The 17,486-nt window shown below is 34.5% G+C and carries 13 protein-coding genes; 8 read left to right on the forward strand and 5 right to left on the reverse strand.

Annotation, left to right across the window (positions count from 1 at the left end; all coding sequences use genetic code 11):
• Positions 1–278: 278 nt before the first annotated feature.
• The 4 genes from ACEN92_RS08320 to ACEN92_RS08335 all read left to right on the forward strand — a co-directional run bounded on the left by ACEN92_RS08320 (position 279) and on the right by ACEN92_RS08335 (position 8,939).
• Complete coding sequence (locus ACEN92_RS08320) at positions 279–2,321, forward strand: endonuclease (protein WP_495641905.1); 2,043 nt, start codon at positions 279–281, stop codon at positions 2,319–2,321.
• A 71-nt stretch (positions 2,322–2,392) separates the two neighbouring features.
• Positions 2,393–4,240, forward strand: a complete 1,848-nt coding sequence (locus ACEN92_RS08325; protein WP_495641906.1) for an endonuclease — start codon at positions 2,393–2,395, stop codon at positions 4,238–4,240.
• 387 nt (positions 4,241–4,627) lie between these two features.
• On the forward strand, positions 4,628–8,299 hold the full coding sequence (gene purL / locus ACEN92_RS08330) for a phosphoribosylformylglycinamidine synthase (RefSeq protein ID WP_495641907.1): 3,672 nt from the start codon (positions 4,628–4,630) through the stop codon (positions 8,297–8,299).
• Positions 8,300–8,507: 208 nt separating this feature from the next.
• Entirely contained in the window at positions 8,508–8,939 is a 432-nt protein-coding gene (locus ACEN92_RS08335; protein ID WP_495641908.1) for a hypothetical protein, read from the forward strand.
• Between the two features lie 317 nt (positions 8,940–9,256).
• On the opposite strand, the gene ACEN92_RS08340 is transcribed toward ACEN92_RS08335, so the two are convergent.
• The 3 genes from ACEN92_RS08340 to capB all read right to left on the reverse strand — a co-directional run bounded on the left by ACEN92_RS08340 (position 9,257) and on the right by capB (position 12,622).
• Entirely contained in the window at positions 9,257–10,561 is a 1,305-nt protein-coding gene (locus ACEN92_RS08340) for a hypothetical protein (RefSeq protein WP_495641909.1), read from the reverse strand.
• Between the two features lie 199 nt (positions 10,562–10,760).
• Positions 10,761–11,243: a hypothetical protein gene (locus ACEN92_RS08345; protein WP_495641910.1), complete on the reverse strand. Its 483-nt coding sequence runs from the start codon at positions 11,241–11,243 to the stop codon at positions 10,761–10,763.
• A gap of 116 nt (positions 11,244–11,359) precedes the next feature.
• Positions 11,360–12,622: a cysteate-C-fatty acyltransferase gene (gene capB / locus ACEN92_RS08350; RefSeq protein ID WP_495641911.1), complete on the reverse strand. Its 1,263-nt coding sequence runs from the start codon at positions 12,620–12,622 to the stop codon at positions 11,360–11,362.
• 283 nt (positions 12,623–12,905) lie between these two features.
• Between capB and ACEN92_RS08355 the strand changes: the two genes are divergently transcribed.
• Both ACEN92_RS08355 and ACEN92_RS08360 read left to right on the forward strand, forming a co-directional pair.
• On the forward strand, positions 12,906–13,697 hold the full coding sequence (locus ACEN92_RS08355; RefSeq protein ID WP_495642332.1) for an NYN domain-containing protein: 792 nt from the start codon (positions 12,906–12,908) through the stop codon (positions 13,695–13,697).
• A gap of 27 nt (positions 13,698–13,724) precedes the next feature.
• Positions 13,725–15,236 (forward strand): FMN-binding glutamate synthase family protein, encoded by a 1,512-nt coding sequence (locus ACEN92_RS08360; protein ID WP_495641912.1) that lies wholly within the window; start codon positions 13,725–13,727, stop codon positions 15,234–15,236.
• Positions 15,237–15,279: 43 nt separating this feature from the next.
• On the opposite strand, the gene ACEN92_RS08365 is transcribed toward ACEN92_RS08360, so the two are convergent.
• Positions 15,280–15,684: a hypothetical protein gene (locus ACEN92_RS08365; RefSeq protein ID WP_495641913.1), complete on the reverse strand. Its 405-nt coding sequence runs from the start codon at positions 15,682–15,684 to the stop codon at positions 15,280–15,282.
• A 51-nt stretch (positions 15,685–15,735) separates the two neighbouring features.
• Positions 15,736–16,185, reverse strand: a complete 450-nt coding sequence (locus tag ACEN92_RS08370) for a NanQ anomerase/TabA/YiaL family protein (protein WP_495641914.1) — start codon at positions 16,183–16,185, stop codon at positions 15,736–15,738.
• Between the two features lie 162 nt (positions 16,186–16,347).
• On the opposite strand from ACEN92_RS08370, the gene ACEN92_RS08375 reads away from it, so the two are divergent.
• Both ACEN92_RS08375 and ACEN92_RS08380 read left to right on the forward strand, forming a co-directional pair.
• The gene (locus ACEN92_RS08375; protein ID WP_495641915.1) at positions 16,348–16,752 is read left to right on the forward strand and encodes a ribosomal maturation YjgA family protein; all 405 of its coding nucleotides are present in this window, start codon (positions 16,348–16,350) and stop codon (positions 16,750–16,752) included.
• Complete coding sequence (locus ACEN92_RS08380; RefSeq protein ID WP_495641916.1) at positions 16,718–17,293, forward strand: non-canonical purine NTP diphosphatase; 576 nt, start codon at positions 16,718–16,720, stop codon at positions 17,291–17,293. The genes ACEN92_RS08375 and ACEN92_RS08380 overlap by 35 nt, the downstream gene beginning before the upstream one ends.
• The last annotated feature ends 193 nt before the right edge of the window (positions 17,294–17,486 follow it).

A 17,486-nucleotide genomic window follows, 5' to 3' on the forward strand; every position in this document is an offset into this window, starting at 1 on the left:
CTTATATTTTTCAAATCAAACAGATTTTCGCGAATTATTTATAAACTACTTTTTTCAAATGAACTTATCATTTATATAATCCAAAAAAATCTAAGTGATTTTTTATTATTTCCTTAAAAAATTCAACCGTAAGAAAATATATCTAAATTTAAACATCTCTTAACGCAGCTTATTCATAAAAGCAGTAAATTTGGCTCGTCATTAAATTAATATTCTAAAAATCAATTTGTTGAAATTTAATTTATATGATTTATAACCCCAAATCTTCAGCTGTTTTTATGAAAAAAAACTACACTTTCTTATTATTATTATTTTTTACAGTATGTTTCTCTCAAATTCCATCCGGATATTACAACACGGCAACGGGAACTGGTTACACCTTAAAAACACAATTATACAACATTATTAAAGACCATACCAATAAGGGGTATGCCGATTTATATACTACTTATCAAACCTCTGATGTCGATAATTTTTATGAAAATGACGGAACTGTTTTAGACATGTATTCTGAAAATCCATCGGGAACAGATCCATATAATTATAGTATCGGAAGTACACAAAGATGCGGTAATTATTCAGCAGAAGGCGATTGTTATAATAGAGAACATATCATTCCACAATCTGTTTTTAATGAGCAATCACCAATGGTTGCCGATGCCCATTTTATTACACCAACTGATGGAAAAGTAAACGGAATCCGTTCTAATTATCCCCATGGAACCGTAAGTTCAGCAACTTATACTTCACAAAATGGAGGGAAATTGGGATCAAGTTCTGTATCCGGATATTCAGGAACTGTTTTTGAACCTATAAATGAATTTAAAGGAGATATTGCCAGAATGTATTTTTATTTTGCTACCCGATATGAAAATACAGTTGCCGGTTATTCATATCCCATGTTTGATGGTTCCGGCAATAAAGTATTTACTACTGCTTTTTTAAATATTCTTTTGGCCTGGAGTGCACAGGATCCGGTAAGCGCAAGAGAAATTGCCCGAAATAATGCAATTTATGCGCAGCAAAACAATAGAAATCCATATATCGATCATCCTGAATATGTCCAAGCCGTTTGGAATCCTGCTCCGGATACGGAAAATCCAACAGCTGCCTCCAATTTAGCAGTAACCGGCACAACGTCCGGTACTGTTTCTTTAAGTTGGCTAGCCGGGACGGATAATGTGGCTGTAACCAGTTATGATATTTATATGGATGGCGTTTTAAAAACATCCGTTTCTGGACTGACAGCTACAATAACAGGACTTTCAGCATCTACCACTTATTCTTTTTATGTTATTGCAAAAGATGCAGCCGTAAATTCTTCTTCTGCAAGTAATTCGGTAAATGGTACAACGACTATTGTTGTTCCAGATACCCAAAATCCAACCGCACCGTCAAACTTGACTGTCACAGGCAGTTCTTCAAGCACAGTTTCGTTGAGTTGGATTGCCAGCACAGATAATATTGGAGTTACCAGTTATGATGTTTATGCCGACGCTGTTTTAAAAACGACAGTTTCCGGAACAACTGCAATAGTAAATGGACTTACGCCTTCAACAACTTATTCCTTTTATATAGTGGCTAAAGATGCTGCAGAAAATTCTTCCCTTCAAAGTAATTCAATAAACGGAACAACTACTGTTATTTCATCTTCTTGCGCCAGCGAAAGTTTCGAAAACATTCCTGCAAATGCATCATCATATGCTACCAGGACCTGGACAGGAGATTCCGGACTGGACTGGACAGCAACAGACGCTCGTACTGATCAAACTTTGAGCACGAGAGCAATAACAATAAGAAATGGTTCGCTTACTGCCTCCACCGCTTCAAACGGTATTGGAAACTTAACGGTTACAACACAATTAAAATATACCGGAACTAGCGGAACGTTTAATCTTCGCGTCAATGGAAACATTGTTGGAACTATTCCGTATAGCGCTACATCTGCAACAACAACCATTTCCGGAATAAATATTCAAGGTGATGTGATAATTAGTATTTCCAATAACAGTACCACTTCAAATCGGGTGGCATTTGATGACATTTCCTGGACCTGTTTTTCCGGATTGGGACTTGAAACCCTGAGCCAAAATGAGTTCGAAATTTATCCAAATCCATCAAAAGGGAATTTCAATATTATTTTTGAGGATCCCAATACTGTTCATTCCGTTGAAATATTCTCTTTATTAGGGCAGAAACTTTTCGAAAAAAACAACACGCAAAACTCTTCTGTATCTATAACTAACCTGCAAAAAGGCACCTATCTGGTCAAAGTGACCAAAGACGCCAAGTCAGCTGTTAAGAAAATAATTATTAATTAGTTTGAAATGTCCCGAAAACAGGGGCGCTTTTTTAATATTTGATACAACAAACCCCTAAATCAAAAAAAATTATGAAACAAAGACTACTAATTCTCGCATTATTTTTTTCAGTTTTTTCATTTGCACAAATTCCATCCGGATATTACAACACGGCAACCGGAACTGGCTATACTCTAAAAACACAACTATACAATATCATTAAAGGTCACACAGATAACGGATATGCCGGTTTGTACACTACTTATCAAACTTCTGATGTTGACAATTTTTATGAAAATGACGGAACTGTTCTGGATATGTATTCAGAAAACCCATCAGGAACAGATCCTTATAATTATAGTACAGGAAGCACACAAAGATGTGGGAGCTATTCTGTAGAAGGAGATTGTTATAATAGAGAACATATCATTCCGCAATCGGTTTTTAATGAGCAATCACCAATGGTTGCAGATGCTCATTTTATTACTCCAACGGACGGAAAAGTAAACGGAATCCGTTCTAATTATCCTCATGGAACTGTAAGTTCAGCAACTTATACATCTCAAAATGGAGGAAAATTGGGATCGAGTTCTGTATCCGGATATTCAGGAACTGTTTTTGAACCTATAAATGCTTTTAAAGGTGATATTGCCCGAATGTATTTTTATTTCGCAACAAGATACGAAAATACTGTTGCCGGATATTCATATCCCATGTTTGATGGTTCCGGCAATAAAGTATTCACAACTGCTTTCTTAAACGTTCTGTTAGCCTGGAATGCACAAGATCCTGTAAGCGCAAGAGAAATTGCCAGAAACAATGCGATTTATGCACGTCAAAATAATCGAAATCCATATATTGATCATCCTGAATATGTGAATCAAATTTGGGGAGGTACATCTTCTACAGATACTACGGCTCCAACAGCTCCAACGAGTTTAGCTTCAACCTCAAAAACTGCTGCTTCAATTACAGTTTCCTGGACAGGTTCAACGGATAATGTTGGCGTTACAGGTTATGATGTTTATGCCAATAGTGTTTTAAAAACAACTGTTTCAGGGTTAACAGCAACAATAACAGGTTTAACAGCTTCCACAAGTTATTCTATTTATGTAAAAGCAAAAGATGCTGCCGGAAATGCTTCTGCGTCAAGCAATATAATTTCCGTAACGACAAACAGCAGCGGCGGAACAGGAACAGCAACCGATTTACTTTTCTCTGAATATATTGAAGGGTCTTCAAACAATAAAGCTTTGGAAATTGCCAATAATACCGGAAGCTCCGTTAGCATGTCAATTTATACCATAAAAAAACAAACAAATGGTGCAGGATCATGGAGTACAGGTTTAACTTTAAGCGGAACATTGAGCAGCGGAAGCAAATATGTAATTGTTAACAGCTCAATTTCTTCAACTTGTTTTTTAACCAGCGCAGCTAATATTTCGACAACGGCAACCGAACTTACTTTTAACGGAAATGATGCTGTCGGTTTATTTAAAAATGGAGTTCTTATTGACATCATCGGGACATTTAGCGGCGGAACCGCAAACTTTGCAGCGGATGTAACTTTAAGAAGAAAATCAACAGTTACTTCTCCAACAACTACCTTTAATTTAAGTTCACAATGGGATTCATACACGACAGATACTTGTAACAATTTAGCGAGCAAAATAGCAAGACCGGTTGAAGAAGAAATTGCTTCAGAATCAGATGAAATAATTATTTACCCAAATCCTTCTGATGGAAATTTCAATGTTGGTTTAAACATTTCAAATACACCTTACTCCATTGAAATTGTTTCATTTTCAGGACAAAAAGTTTTCGAAAAACAAAATGCCATAGATTCTGCAATATCAGTAAGCAATCTTGCAAAAGGAATTTATGTGGTTAAAATTGTAAAAGATTCCAAAACACTGATTAAAAAGTTAATAATCAACTAATTAAAAATTAGGCACTAAATAATTGAAAAGCGGCAAATTGCCGCTTTTTTTGTTTTGCTACGAAGGTGTTAAGACAAAAAGTTTCAAACTTTAATTTTATAATTTTTCACGCAGATTTGGCAGATAAAGCAGATACAGAACTAATTAAGAGATTTGTGCTAATTAAATTATTTTAAAAAAAAATCTGCTCAATCTGCCAAATCTGCGTGAGAAAAAAACTTTACGTTTTTGCGAGAAAACCTTTCATACCAGAAGACGTACTGCTGTGAAATCTCTACGTATATGGTTAAAAAAACATCAGTTTTTTTTCAAAAGAGTTTGTTTCCAAATTTGCGCTTACTATTTATTTACACTAAATTTGCACCTCAATACAACAAACAATACAAAATGATCCATTTCTTTGAAAACCAAAGCAAAACTGTTTTTGCAGTACAAACGCAAAACGAAATTTCAGCTCAAGACATTTCAAAACTAAACTGGCTTTTTGCCAACTCCAATAAGATCGAAAAATCCGCACTGACGGATTTTTTTGTTGGTCCCCGTGCCACAATGATCACACCCTGGAGTACAAATGCTGTAGAAATTACTCAGAATATGGGTATTCCCGGCATCATCAGAATTGAAGAATTTCATCCTGCAACGGCTGATTTCGCTGATTTTGATCCGATGCTTTTTCAAAAATTCAATCAACTGGATCAGGAAATTTTCACTATTAACGTTCAGCCGGAACCTATTCTGGAGATCGATGATATTGCAACATACAATAAAGTAGAAGGTTTGGCTTTAAGCCAGGAAGAAGTAGATTATTTAGATAATTTAGCGATTAAACTAGGAAGAAAACTAACGGATTCTGAAATCTTTGCCTTCTCTCAGGCGAATTCAGAACACTGCCGTCACAAAATTTTCAACGGAACTTTTGTAATTGACGGTGAAGAAAAAGAAACTTCTTTATTCAAATTAATTAAAAAAACATCACAGGAAAATCCTAACGATATAGTATCTGCATACAAAGACAACGTAGCTTTTGTAAAAGGACCAAAAGTACAGCAGTTTGCACCAAAAACAGCTGACAAGCCAGATTATTACGAGATAAAAGAATTTGATTCGGTTTTATCCTTAAAAGCAGAAACACACAATTTCCCAACTACTGTAGAACCTTTTAACGGAGCTGCAACAGGTTCAGGAGGAGAAATTCGTGACCGTTTAGCAGGTGGTCAGGGTTCTTTGCCATTAGCAGGAACTGCGGTTTACATGACTTCTTATTCTCGTTTGAAATCCTTCGACTCCGCTCAGGATGACAGGACTTGGGAAAATGCAATGAAAGAAAGAAAATGGCTGTACCAAACGCCAATGGATATTTTGATCAAAGCTTCAAACGGAGCTTCTGATTTCGGAAATAAATTCGGGCAGCCGCTTATTACAGGTTCGGTTTTAACTTTCGAACATTCAGAAAACGACCGTAAAATTGGTTACGATAAAGTAATCATGCAGGCGGGAGGAATTGGTTACGGAAAACTGGATCAAGCAATCAAAAAGAAACCACAGGAAGGCGACAAAATCGTTATTCTTGGTGGAGAAAATTATCGAATCGGAATGGGTGGTGCTGCAGTTTCGTCTGCAGATACCGGAGCTTTTGGTTCAGGAATCGAATTAAATGCGATTCAGCGTTCAAATCCTGAAATGCAAAAACGTGCTGCTAATGCCATTCGTGGTTTGGTAGAAAGCGATCATAATCCGATTGTTTCTATTCACGATCACGGAGCCGGAGGACACTTAAACTGTCTTTCTGAGTTAGTAGAAGAAACTGGAGGTTTGATCGATTTGGATAAATTGCCGGTTGGAGATCCGACACTTTCTGCAAAAGAAATTATTGGTAACGAATCTCAGGAAAGAATGGGATTGGTTATTGGTCAAAAAGATATTGATATTTTGCAACGAATCGCTGACAGAGAACGTTCACCAATGTATCAGGTTGGAGATGTAACGGGAGATCACCGTTTTACTTTTCAATCGCAATCAAATGGTTCAAAGCCGATGGATTATGCTTTAGAAGATTTCTTCGGAAGTTCTCCAAAAACGGTTATGACAGACAAAACTCTAGACAGAAAATATGCTGCTGTTTCTTATGACAAAGCAGATTTTGAATCATATTTAAAAGATGTTTTACGTTTAGAAGCGGTTGCCTCAAAAGACTGGTTAACCAATAAAGTGGACCGTTGTGTAGGTGGAAAAGTTGCCAAACAACAATGTGCAGGACCTTTGCAATTGCCTTTGAATAATGTTGGTGTTATGGCATTGGATTATTTAGGAAAAGAAGGAATCGCAACTTCTATAGGCCACGCTCCTATTGCGGCTTTAATTGATCCGGTTGCGGGAAGCAGAAATGCTATTGCAGAATCGTTATCAAACATTATCTGGGCTCCGATTAAAGACGGTTTAAAAGGAATTTCATTATCTGCCAACTGGATGTGGGCTTGCAAAAACGAAGGTGAAGATGCTCGTTTGTACGCTGCTGTTGAAGGTTGTTCAGAATTTGCAATTGAATTGGGAATCAATATTCCGACAGGAAAAGATTCACTTTCGATGAAACAAAAATATCCAAACGACGAAGTAATTGCACCGGGAACGGTTATTATTTCTGCCGGAGGAAACTGTACTGATATTAGAAAAGTAGTGGAGCCGGTTTTACAAAGAGACGGAGATTCTATTTATTATATCAATTTGTCTCAGGATGATTTCAAATTAGGAGGTTCTTCTTTTGCACAAATCAGAAATACAATCGGAAACGAAACGTCTACAATTAAAGACGCTTCTTTCTTCAAAAATGCTTTTAACACGATTCAGGAATTAATCGGCGAAAGCCAGATTTTAGCAGGTCACGATATCGGAAGCGGTGGATTGATCACTACTTTATTAGAATTATGTTTTGCTGATGTGAACTTGGGAGCTAAAATTGATTTTAGTGCCTTCGCAGAAAAAGATCTGTTGAAAATCCTTTTTGCTGAAAACATCGGAATCGTTTTCCAGGCAAAAGAAGATGCAGCTGTTGAAGCTAAATTAAAAGCAAACAATATTGAGTTCTTCAAAATTGGTTCTGTTCAAAATACAGCAGTTTTGGAATTTGGAATTTACAAATTGGACATTGCGGAGTACAGAGACGTTTGGTTTGAGACTTCTTATTTATTAGACCAAAAACAATCTAAAAACGGAACGGCGAAAGCACGTTTTGAAAACTATAAAAATCAGGTTTTAGACTATACTTTCCCAGCTCACTTTACTGGTAAAGCCCCTGTAATTGATGCATCTAAACCAAGACCAAAAGCAGCTATTATTCGTGAAAAAGGAAGCAATTCTGAGCGTGAAATGGCAAATGCTATGTATTTGGCAGGATTTGATGTAAAAGACGTTCACATGACGGATTTAATTTCCGGTCGTGAAACTTTGGAAGATATTCAGTTTATTGGAGCTGTTGGGGGATTCTCTAATTCAGATGTTTTAGGTTCTGCTAAAGGCTGGGCCGGAGCTTTCTTATACAACGAAAAAGCAAAAACAGCATTGGATAATTTCTTCAAAAGAGATGATACTTTATCTGTGGGAATCTGTAACGGCTGTCAATTGTTTATGGAATTGGAAGTAATTAATCCGGAGCATGAAGTTCATGGAAAAATGCTTCATAACGATAGTAACAAACACGAGAGTATTTTTACTTCTGTGAAAGTTCAGGAAAACAATTCGGTTATGTTGTCTACATTGGCCGGAACTACTTTGGGAGTTTGGGTTTCTCACGGAGAAGGAAAATTCAATTTACCAATGGGCGAAGAAAACTACAATATTGTTTCTAAATACGCTTACGAAGGCTATCCTGCAAACCCAAATGGTTCTCATTACGACGTAGCTATGATGTGCGACAAAACAGGAAGACATTTGGTTACCATGCCTCATATTGAGCGTTCGACTTTCCAGTGGAACTGGGCACATTATCCAAAAGACAGAAATGACGAGTTTACACCTTGGCATGAAGCTTTTATCAACGCCAGAAAATGGATTGAAAAAAACTAAATTTAGTTTTCATTATATAGACAGTCTCAGCAATACATATTGCTGAGACTTTTTTTTAATGATTATCTCTTTTCAAATGATTATTTTTTTGAAGTTTAACTTTAAATTCAAAAAATGAATAGTTATTTTCTTGCAAAAATTAAAGTATATTAGCCAAAGAAATGTCTGCATTTTTAAAAAAAGTTCCAAAACCTAAAACCTACGTAAAATGAAAATCCTAAAAGCATTCCTTTTTATCTTATTTTTTGTTACTATAAAATCACATTCACAAGTTCAGGTTGATAAAATCGTATATAAATCAAAAGAACATTATATTACCAATACCCTTCCTTATCATATTACCGGTACATTCTTGCCTCCAGACAAAAAAGAGCCAAGCACGATTTTAAATGAAGACGGAACCGGAGTCATACAATATGATGATATGACCAAGAAAAAAATAAATTGGGGAATAGAATGCAATTGGGAAGGTGTTGCTATACTTAAGGAAGGGTATAACAGTGCTTCGTATACATTTTGGTACAGAACGCAAGACAGTGACGAATGGATGTATAGCCAGTTTTCTATTCATTTTGCTAAGAAAAAAATGTTTTTGATGGGTGAAAGAATTAAATTTTACGAGGATTACAACGTACAATAAAGGCTTGTACGACTTAAAACATTAACTACTAGGATATTTTGCTTTTTCAATTATTAGTGATCCCGAATTTAAGTAGTTACAGACAACTCCAGTGGGTAAATGGATTGAAAAAAACTCATAAAAACTTATAACTAAAAACGTCCGAATTTCTTGGGACGTTTTTTTATTAATTGATTTTATTATTGGATACTATTTTTTCTGACAACTCAGATACTTACATAACTGATTGTATTCTATACTAGCACAAATTCAAAGTAGATTATGATTTTTTTTCTCTTTTACAGTTAGTGCCTTGTATGAAATTCAATATTAAAGACTTAGTTTTTCTCTAAAAGAGAAATTCTTTCTTCAAGCAATTTATATCGTCCATTTTCAGTTTTTAGACGTTCGATTTCTTCTTGCTGAGATTGTGCTTTTTTATTTTGCTCAATAGCGAATAATGTCAATTCTTCTATTTTTTGAAGTAAAATATTTGACATTTCTCCCAATGAAACTCCTTTTTCTTGCATTTCTTTAGCAGAAGGTACACCTGGCAAATGATTGTTTTTCTTTGTGAAATTTTCAATTTCGGCAAGTGTTGGGAAGGTATAATCTAATTTTAATTCTGATTTACCCGTGTAGTATTTTTGGAAAACATAATCTGCAGGTACGGTTTGTGTTACTTTGACTTCAGTAGAGTGAATGGTACCATTCACTGTGAGCATTTCATCTGGATTTATAGTTCCAATTCCTACTTTACCTAATCTATTTAGCATTATACCCGTATTTAAAATCCCAGATCCATTATAGGTTTGTAATTGTAAATTACCCCCTAATGTAGATGTTGGATTTTCATAAGAAGTTATTTTAGATTGAGAGTAAAACCCATCCAATAAAATACTTGTACCATGTAATCCACTAGTTCCTGCATAATTATTTTTAATTTTTAAGATATCTACTATACCAGAGGCAGATTTTTCTATGTGTGTAATAACGCTTGGTGTTTGTGTACCTATGCCTATGTTACCATTGTCAGACAAAGTCAGTTTGGGTCCTGATTGATATCCATTATCCCCATAACTCCAAAATTGCAAGCTATTAGTATACCCCCCCGTCATATTATAGAGTACCCATTCGGTCGCTGCATTAATCCCACTTTTGGAAGGGTTTACTAATGACAACGCACCTCCTTCTGGAGAAGATGTTGAAGCATAAATCCGTCCATTTACAGTCTGATTGCCATTAAAATTATTTACACCACGGGTGGCTATTTCATACCAGACAGGATCATTGGAACCAAGTCCACGAGCAAATTTTCTGAAAAATAATTTATCATTTTCAAAATAAGAACTTGCTATTTGCAATTGATGATTATTTGCCGTATTATAATGGCGTAAATTTAATAAATGATTCCAACCCCCACCATCTACCTGACCTGCAGCATTCTCGCCTTGATAAAATCCGGAAGGCAATTCTATATTAAAATTATAAATTGTATTAGATGGAAAACCACTTCCTATTTGCTGCGAAAACAAAACTAAATTGGCTAAAAGAAAAGAAAGCGTAAGAAGTATTTTTTTGAATGTCATATTGATATATTTTATCTGAATTTTTGGGCAAAAGTAAATTAAAACTATACTCATATACAAAGCTTATTTAGCGATTTAGTAAATTCATAATTAATCTTGACATTTAATCGGTTTAGCAACTTTTTTATTACTTTTTCCTAAACATTCCCCATTTTTTTAGTTTTTCCCACGAAGTGATTCGTACCATAATTCATAAAACGAAAACGCCCGAAAAAATTTTCGGGCGTTTTTTAATATGCATATGTTTAGATATTTATTCTTTACAATCAACCTTAATCAAAGTGTTGTCTGAATCAAATTTCAATGTCTTTCTATCTTTAAAGCTGGTTTTTCCATTGGCTTCTACGACATCTCCATGACCTTCAATGTATGTTCCGTCTCTTTGCAAAAAAACCACTTGTCTAATGGAAGAAGTACCTTCTGAATCAAATGTATAATCTGCAATCAGGGTATCACCTACCAGATTTCCATTTATCACCCCTATATTTTTATCTTTTCCATATAAACTGTAACGTAAATTTCCGTTCACTTCCTGATGTGAATTAACATTAAAACTTAGCTCTATTTTACTATTATTTGCTGTGGAGGCATAACATTGATTTCCGGAAGGTTCAACAATTTCAGCTTCTTTCGGTGGGCTTGGTGCTATTTCTACTGGTCCCGGTTCAGTTGTTGTTTTTTTACATGAAGTAAAAATTGTCAAAACAATTATCATGAATGTTAGTACTCTTTTCATAGTTTTCTCTTTTAGTTATTTATACTATAAAATTACTTTAATAAAAAAAAATCCATTCGTATAACGAATGGATTCTTTTACATAATTCCCATAAAGAGAGTAATCATTTTTTAATATTAAGCATCTAAATCAACTTTAGTCCGGCTCGCAATTTCTTTATAAGTTCCGTTTTCTAATTTTTCACGAATAGCTTCAAAAGCAGTAAGTGTTTCATCAATATCATCCAATGTATGAGGAGCTGTTGGAATAACACGCAATAAAATCATTCCTTTCGGAATTACCGGATAAATTACGATAGACAGGAAAATACCATAATTTTCTCTTAAGTCATTCACCATTACCATTGCTTCCGGCACACTACCTTCCAAATAAACCGGTGTAACACAAGTATTTGTATCACCAATATTAAATCCTTTACTTCTCAAACCATTTTGCAAAGCGTTTACATTTTCCCATAATTTATCTTTCAATCCCGGGTTATCACGTAATAATTGCAAACGTTTCAAAGAACCAATTGTCTGAATCATTGGCAATGCTTTAGCAAACATTTGAGAGCGTAAATTGTATTTTAAATAATCAATGATATCTTTATCAGCAGCTACAAAAGCACCAATATTGGCCATTGATTTTGCAAACGTAGAAAAATAAACATCTATTCCATCCTGACAGCCCTGCTCCTCACCTGCTCCGGCACCAGTTTTACCAAGCGTACCAAATCCATGTGCATCATCAACCAAAAGACGGAAATTGTATTTCTTTTTCATTTCTACAATTTCTTTCAACTTTCCTTGCTGACCGCGCATTCCAAAAACACCTTCAGTAATAAAAAGAATTCCTCCACCTGTTTCTTCAGCTAATTTCGTAGCACGCTGCAGATTTTTCTCCATACTTGCAATGTCGTTGTGCTTATAAGTAAAACGTTTTCCACTATGCAAGCGAACACCGTCAATAATACAGGCATGTCCATCAACATCATAAACAATCACATCATTTCTAGTCACTAAAGCATCAATAATAGATACCATTCCCTGATAACCAAAATTCAACAAATAAGCAGATTCTTTCATTACAAAAGCAGCTAATTCATTTTCTAATTGTTCATGATATTTAGTATGACCACTCATCATACGTGCTCCCATTGGGGCAGCCGCACCAAATTCCAACGCCGCATCTGCATCTGCTTTACGCACTTCGGGATGGTTTGCAAGACCTAAATAGTCATTCAGACTCCAGTTCAGAACCTCTTTCCCCTGAAATTTCATTCTTGGTCCTAAATCACCTTCTAATTTAGGAAATACAAAATAACCTTCTGCTTGTGAAGCCCATTTTCCTAATGGTCCTTTATTGTTTTGAATTCTTTCAAATAAATCTTTTACCATAATATAGTGAAGTAATAATTTTAATTTAAACAGCGAGCAAAAATAAATATTTATTCGGTGTTATCATAATAATTTAAAAATGAATCGGATTCAAAATCATAGTTTAATAAAACTTTACAGGTAAAATTTTATTAATATCTTAAAATTCTTATAAATATATCTTATTTCTGAATCAAAAAATCTATTTTTCACTTTTTATAAATTCTGCATATATCGCCGTAATTGTTTATTTTTTACTAATTTTAAAAGCATTTTAAAATCAAAAAAACTAACACCTTATATGATGGCTTTAAGCAATACAAAAGATTTAAAATTAGCCGTTCTTATTGATGCCGACAATGTACCCTATAGTAATGTAAAGGGCATGATGGAGGAGATAACAAAATTTGGAACCCCAACTACAAAAAGAATCTATGCTGATTGGACCAAGCCCAATTCTAATGGATGGAAAGCTGTTTTGCTTGAACACGCTATAACTCCAATTCAGCAATACAGCTACACGGTGGGCAAAAACTCTTCAGATTCTGCGTTAATTATTGATGCCATGGATTTGCTTTATTCAGGAAAACTGGATGGTTTTTGTATTGTTTCCAGCGATAGTGATTTTACACGTCTTGCCATTCGATTAAGGGAATCCGGCATGAAAGTGATTGGTATTGGCGAAAAGAAAACACCAAATTCCTTTATTGTTGCCTGTGACCGATTTATTTATATTGAGGTTTTGGATGGTGCAATTCAGAAGAAAAAACCAAAACTAACTACAACTACAACTACAACCGATGCTAAAAAACCTGTTGAAAAACCTGCAGCAAAAGCTTTAGCGAAAATTGACGCTGCCACTATTGAACTTATCGAAGCGACAATCGAAGATATTGAAGATGATGATGGCTGGGCATTTTTAGGAGATGTAGGAAACTTAATTGTGAAGAAAAAACCCGAATTTGATCCTAGAAATTATGGTTTTTCCAAACTTACTCCCATGTTAAAATCGTTAACTGATATTCTCGAAATTGATGAAAGAGAATCAGACAAAAAAGGAATTAAACATGTTTATGTTCGCCTACGATTCAATTAATTTATTACATTTTTAAAGTTTAAAAACATGAGAAAAAAATTCTTCATTTATGGATTTTTATTGTTTCTAATTGTTGCTACAATTTATTACTATACCAATCGCGGTTATTTACTACTTTTCATATTACCTGTTTTATTGGTTATTGGATTTTATAATACAATCCAAAAAAAGCATGCCATTTTAAGAAACTTTCCGGTTTTAGGATATTTCAGGTATTTATTTGAAATGATTGCTCCCGAAATTCAGCAATATTTCATAGAAAGATCAACTGACGGAAAACCTTTTTCAAGAAACCAACGCTCTTTAGTATATCAAAGAGCTAAAAATATCGATGCCAATTCCCCTTTTGGAACGCAATTAAATCTTAACGACAGAAGCTACGAAGGAATTAAACATTCTATTTTTCCGGCGAAAGTCAATGAAGAATTACCTCGTGTAGTGGTTGGCGGAAAAGACTGTAAACAACCTTATTTAGCTTCCTTATTAAATATTTCGGCAATGAGTTTTGGTTCGCTAAGCGAAAATGCTGTTCGGGCATTGAATATTGGTGCAAAAAAAGGAAACTTTTATCAAAATACAGGAGAAGGAGGACTTACTGATTACCATCTTGAAGGCGGTGGCGATATTACCTGGCAAATTGGAACCGGTTATTTTGGCTGTCGCGATGCTAATGGAAATTTTAATTCCGAAAAATTTACTGAAAAGGCAAATCTCCCGAATGTAAAAATGATTGAAATTAAACTTTCGCAAGGGGCAAAACCGGGACATGGCGGTGTACTTCCTGCCGCAAAAAACACAGTTCAAATTGCAAAAATAAGAGGCGTTGAACCACATACCTTAATTCTGTCCCCTCCTAGTCACAGTGCATTTTCTGATGCTAAAGGTTTAATACATTTTATTGCAAGACTACGGGAGTTATCTAATGGAAAACCTATTGGCTTTAAATTATGTATCGGAAATACTACTGAATTTGAAGCTATTTGCCACGAAATGATTGCCGAAGATACTTATCCTGACTTTATTACTGTTGATGGTGCCGAAGGTGGTACCGGAGCTGCTCCGTTAGAATTTGCCGATGGTGTTGGGATGCCTTTTGAACCCGCTTTAATTTTTGTCAATAAAACTTTAGTAAGCCTTAATATCCGTGATAAAATACGGATTATAGGCAGTGGGAAAATTATTTCGGGCTACTCGATTCTTCATGCAATTGCTTTAGGTGCAGACATGTGCAATAGCGCGCGAGGCTTTATGTTTTCATTAGGCTGTATTCAGGCACTACGCTGTCATAATAACGAATGCCCAACAGGTGTAGCTACACAGAATAAAATGCTTATGAAAGGTTTAGTGGTTACCGATAAATCGGATCGTGTCTATCATTTTCACAAAAACACACTACACGCTGCGAATGAACTTTTGGCAGCAGCCGGTAAAAATAGCTTTGCCGATGTGGATATCAATATTTTTATGCGTGGTGATGAATTTGCTCATTTGTCAGACTCCTATTTTCCGGATAATTTTACAAATATTAACAAACATTAAAAACTAACAGAGCCTTTTTGTATAATTCAAAAAGGCTTCTTTTTTATTTTAACAGCGAATTCATTTTTTCTCTATTAATTATCTGTTTAACAAAAACAGTATTGTCATTTGCTAAAAAGTAAACATGAAATGTGACACCTTGTTCAATTAATTCTTTGGAAATTTGATCTTTCTTTATCATCCCCTTTAATAAAACAGGAAATTTCTCCTCGGCGGTTTTTTTATTCGATTCGTTCAGTTCTAAATTTGTTTCAAATCTTAACTCAATTTTGTTGTCATTCAGATATCCTCTGGCGGTAGTAAGCGTTACATCCTCGTTTTTAAAATTTGCAGCTTCAGTATTGTAATTAGTAACATACTCCTGAAGTTTTTGCTTTGTATTTTTACAACTTATCATTAGTAAAGCAAAAAAAGCTAAAAATGAGATTTGGGTTATTTTCTTAATCATATTTTCAGATTTAGATTCGTTGTTATGATATTATTTCAAATAAAAATCGAATTATATTTCAACCTTAATTACAATTTTGTTCAACATTCCATCTGTAATCATTGGTGCATGCACATCTTCCGGAAAAAGAATTACAAATTGATTTTCTTTTAGCTGAAAAAACATATCCGGAGCATCACTAAAAAAACGCACATCCTTCTCATCATTGTATCCTCCGTTTGGAGTTTTGCAATTCTCTCTTGGTTTCCATGCAAAAGTCTCCGTTTCGCTGATACAAAACTGAATATCAATATTCTTATCGTGACATTCAAAAGTTGCTAAACTTTCATCTTTGGTTTTTCCTTTGCCTTTAAATCCGAAAAACTTTACTCCCTCAGTTTCATGTTTAAAATCTTCCGGAAGATTTTGTACATCATTTTCGCGTAAATAATCAAAAGCTTTTTTGAAAGATGGATGCAAAGCTTCGTATTTAGCTGCATTTTCTAAAGAATCTATAATCATAATTTCTATTCTGTATTAATTGTAGGTTTGGTTAATTCCGAATTGTAAAAATAGTATATAAATTTTTATTTCAATACCAGAAGTCCTGTATCACTTGTAAATACTTCTGTTATTTGTAAGTTTGTATTTCTAAACTATTATAGAAGCAAAGCAACATTCGACTTGAAAAATTCCAGAATATATTATTTCTTCCTATTGATATTGATTATTCTTCTTGGAATTATTTCCAGGAAAATAGCTGTAATTCCATTATGCATTGGTGATTTACTTTATGCTGTGATGATGTATGTGCTGATTCGAATATTGTTTATTAATAAGAAAGCTATTCAAATACTGATTATTTCTTTATTGATTTGTTATTGTATCGAGCTTCTACAACTTTATCAGGCTGAATGGATTATTGCTCTTAGAAAAACACTTTTTGGAAGATATGTCCTTGGGCAGGGATTTTTACGGAGTGATCTTTTAGCCTATACTTTTGGCGTTGCCATTGCTTTTATTATCGAAAAAATCATTTTAAAATATTACACTCATGAATCTCGTTTTCGCTTCAAACAACAAAAATAAAATCAAAGAAATACAAAGTATCCTTCCTGAAACCATTACAATTTTAAGTCTCGAAGAAATTGGCTGTCACGAAGAAATTCCCGAGACTGCTGACACAATCGAAGGAAATGCCATTTTGAAAGCCAATTATGTAACTAAAAAATATGGTTACGATTGTTTTGCTGATGATACGGGTTTAGAGGTTACCGCTTTAAACGGTGAGCCAGGTGTATATTCGGCCCGTTATGCCGGTGAACAGCGTGATGCAAATGACAATATGAATAAACTTTTAGAAGCTTTATCAGGAAAATCAGATCGCAGTGCACAGTTTAAAACCGTTATTGTATTAAACTTAAAAGGAGAGCAATCTCTTTTTACAGGAATTGCCGAAGGAACTATTACTTTAAATAAAACAGGGAATCAGGGTTTTGGATATGATCCGATATTTCAGCCGAAAAATTATAGTGAAACATTTGCCGAATTGTCTTCTGAAATTAAAAATAAAATCAGTCATCGCGGAAAAGCAACACGGCAACTAATTGATTTCCTGAACTCCATCTAACAATTGTTTGAAATACAACATTTAAATAGGTAAAATTTATATTTTCAGACGTAATTTTTCAAATTTCTTATCAAAATGTTTTTACAGGAAACATAACTTTTTGATAATCAAATCATAACAAATCCATAATTATTAAAATTGCATTAGTTTATCTGAATAATTAACAGTAATTTTGCACCCTATTTTAAAAATA

The sequence above is a fragment of the Flavobacterium sp. Flavsp81 genome (assembly GCF_059491325.1).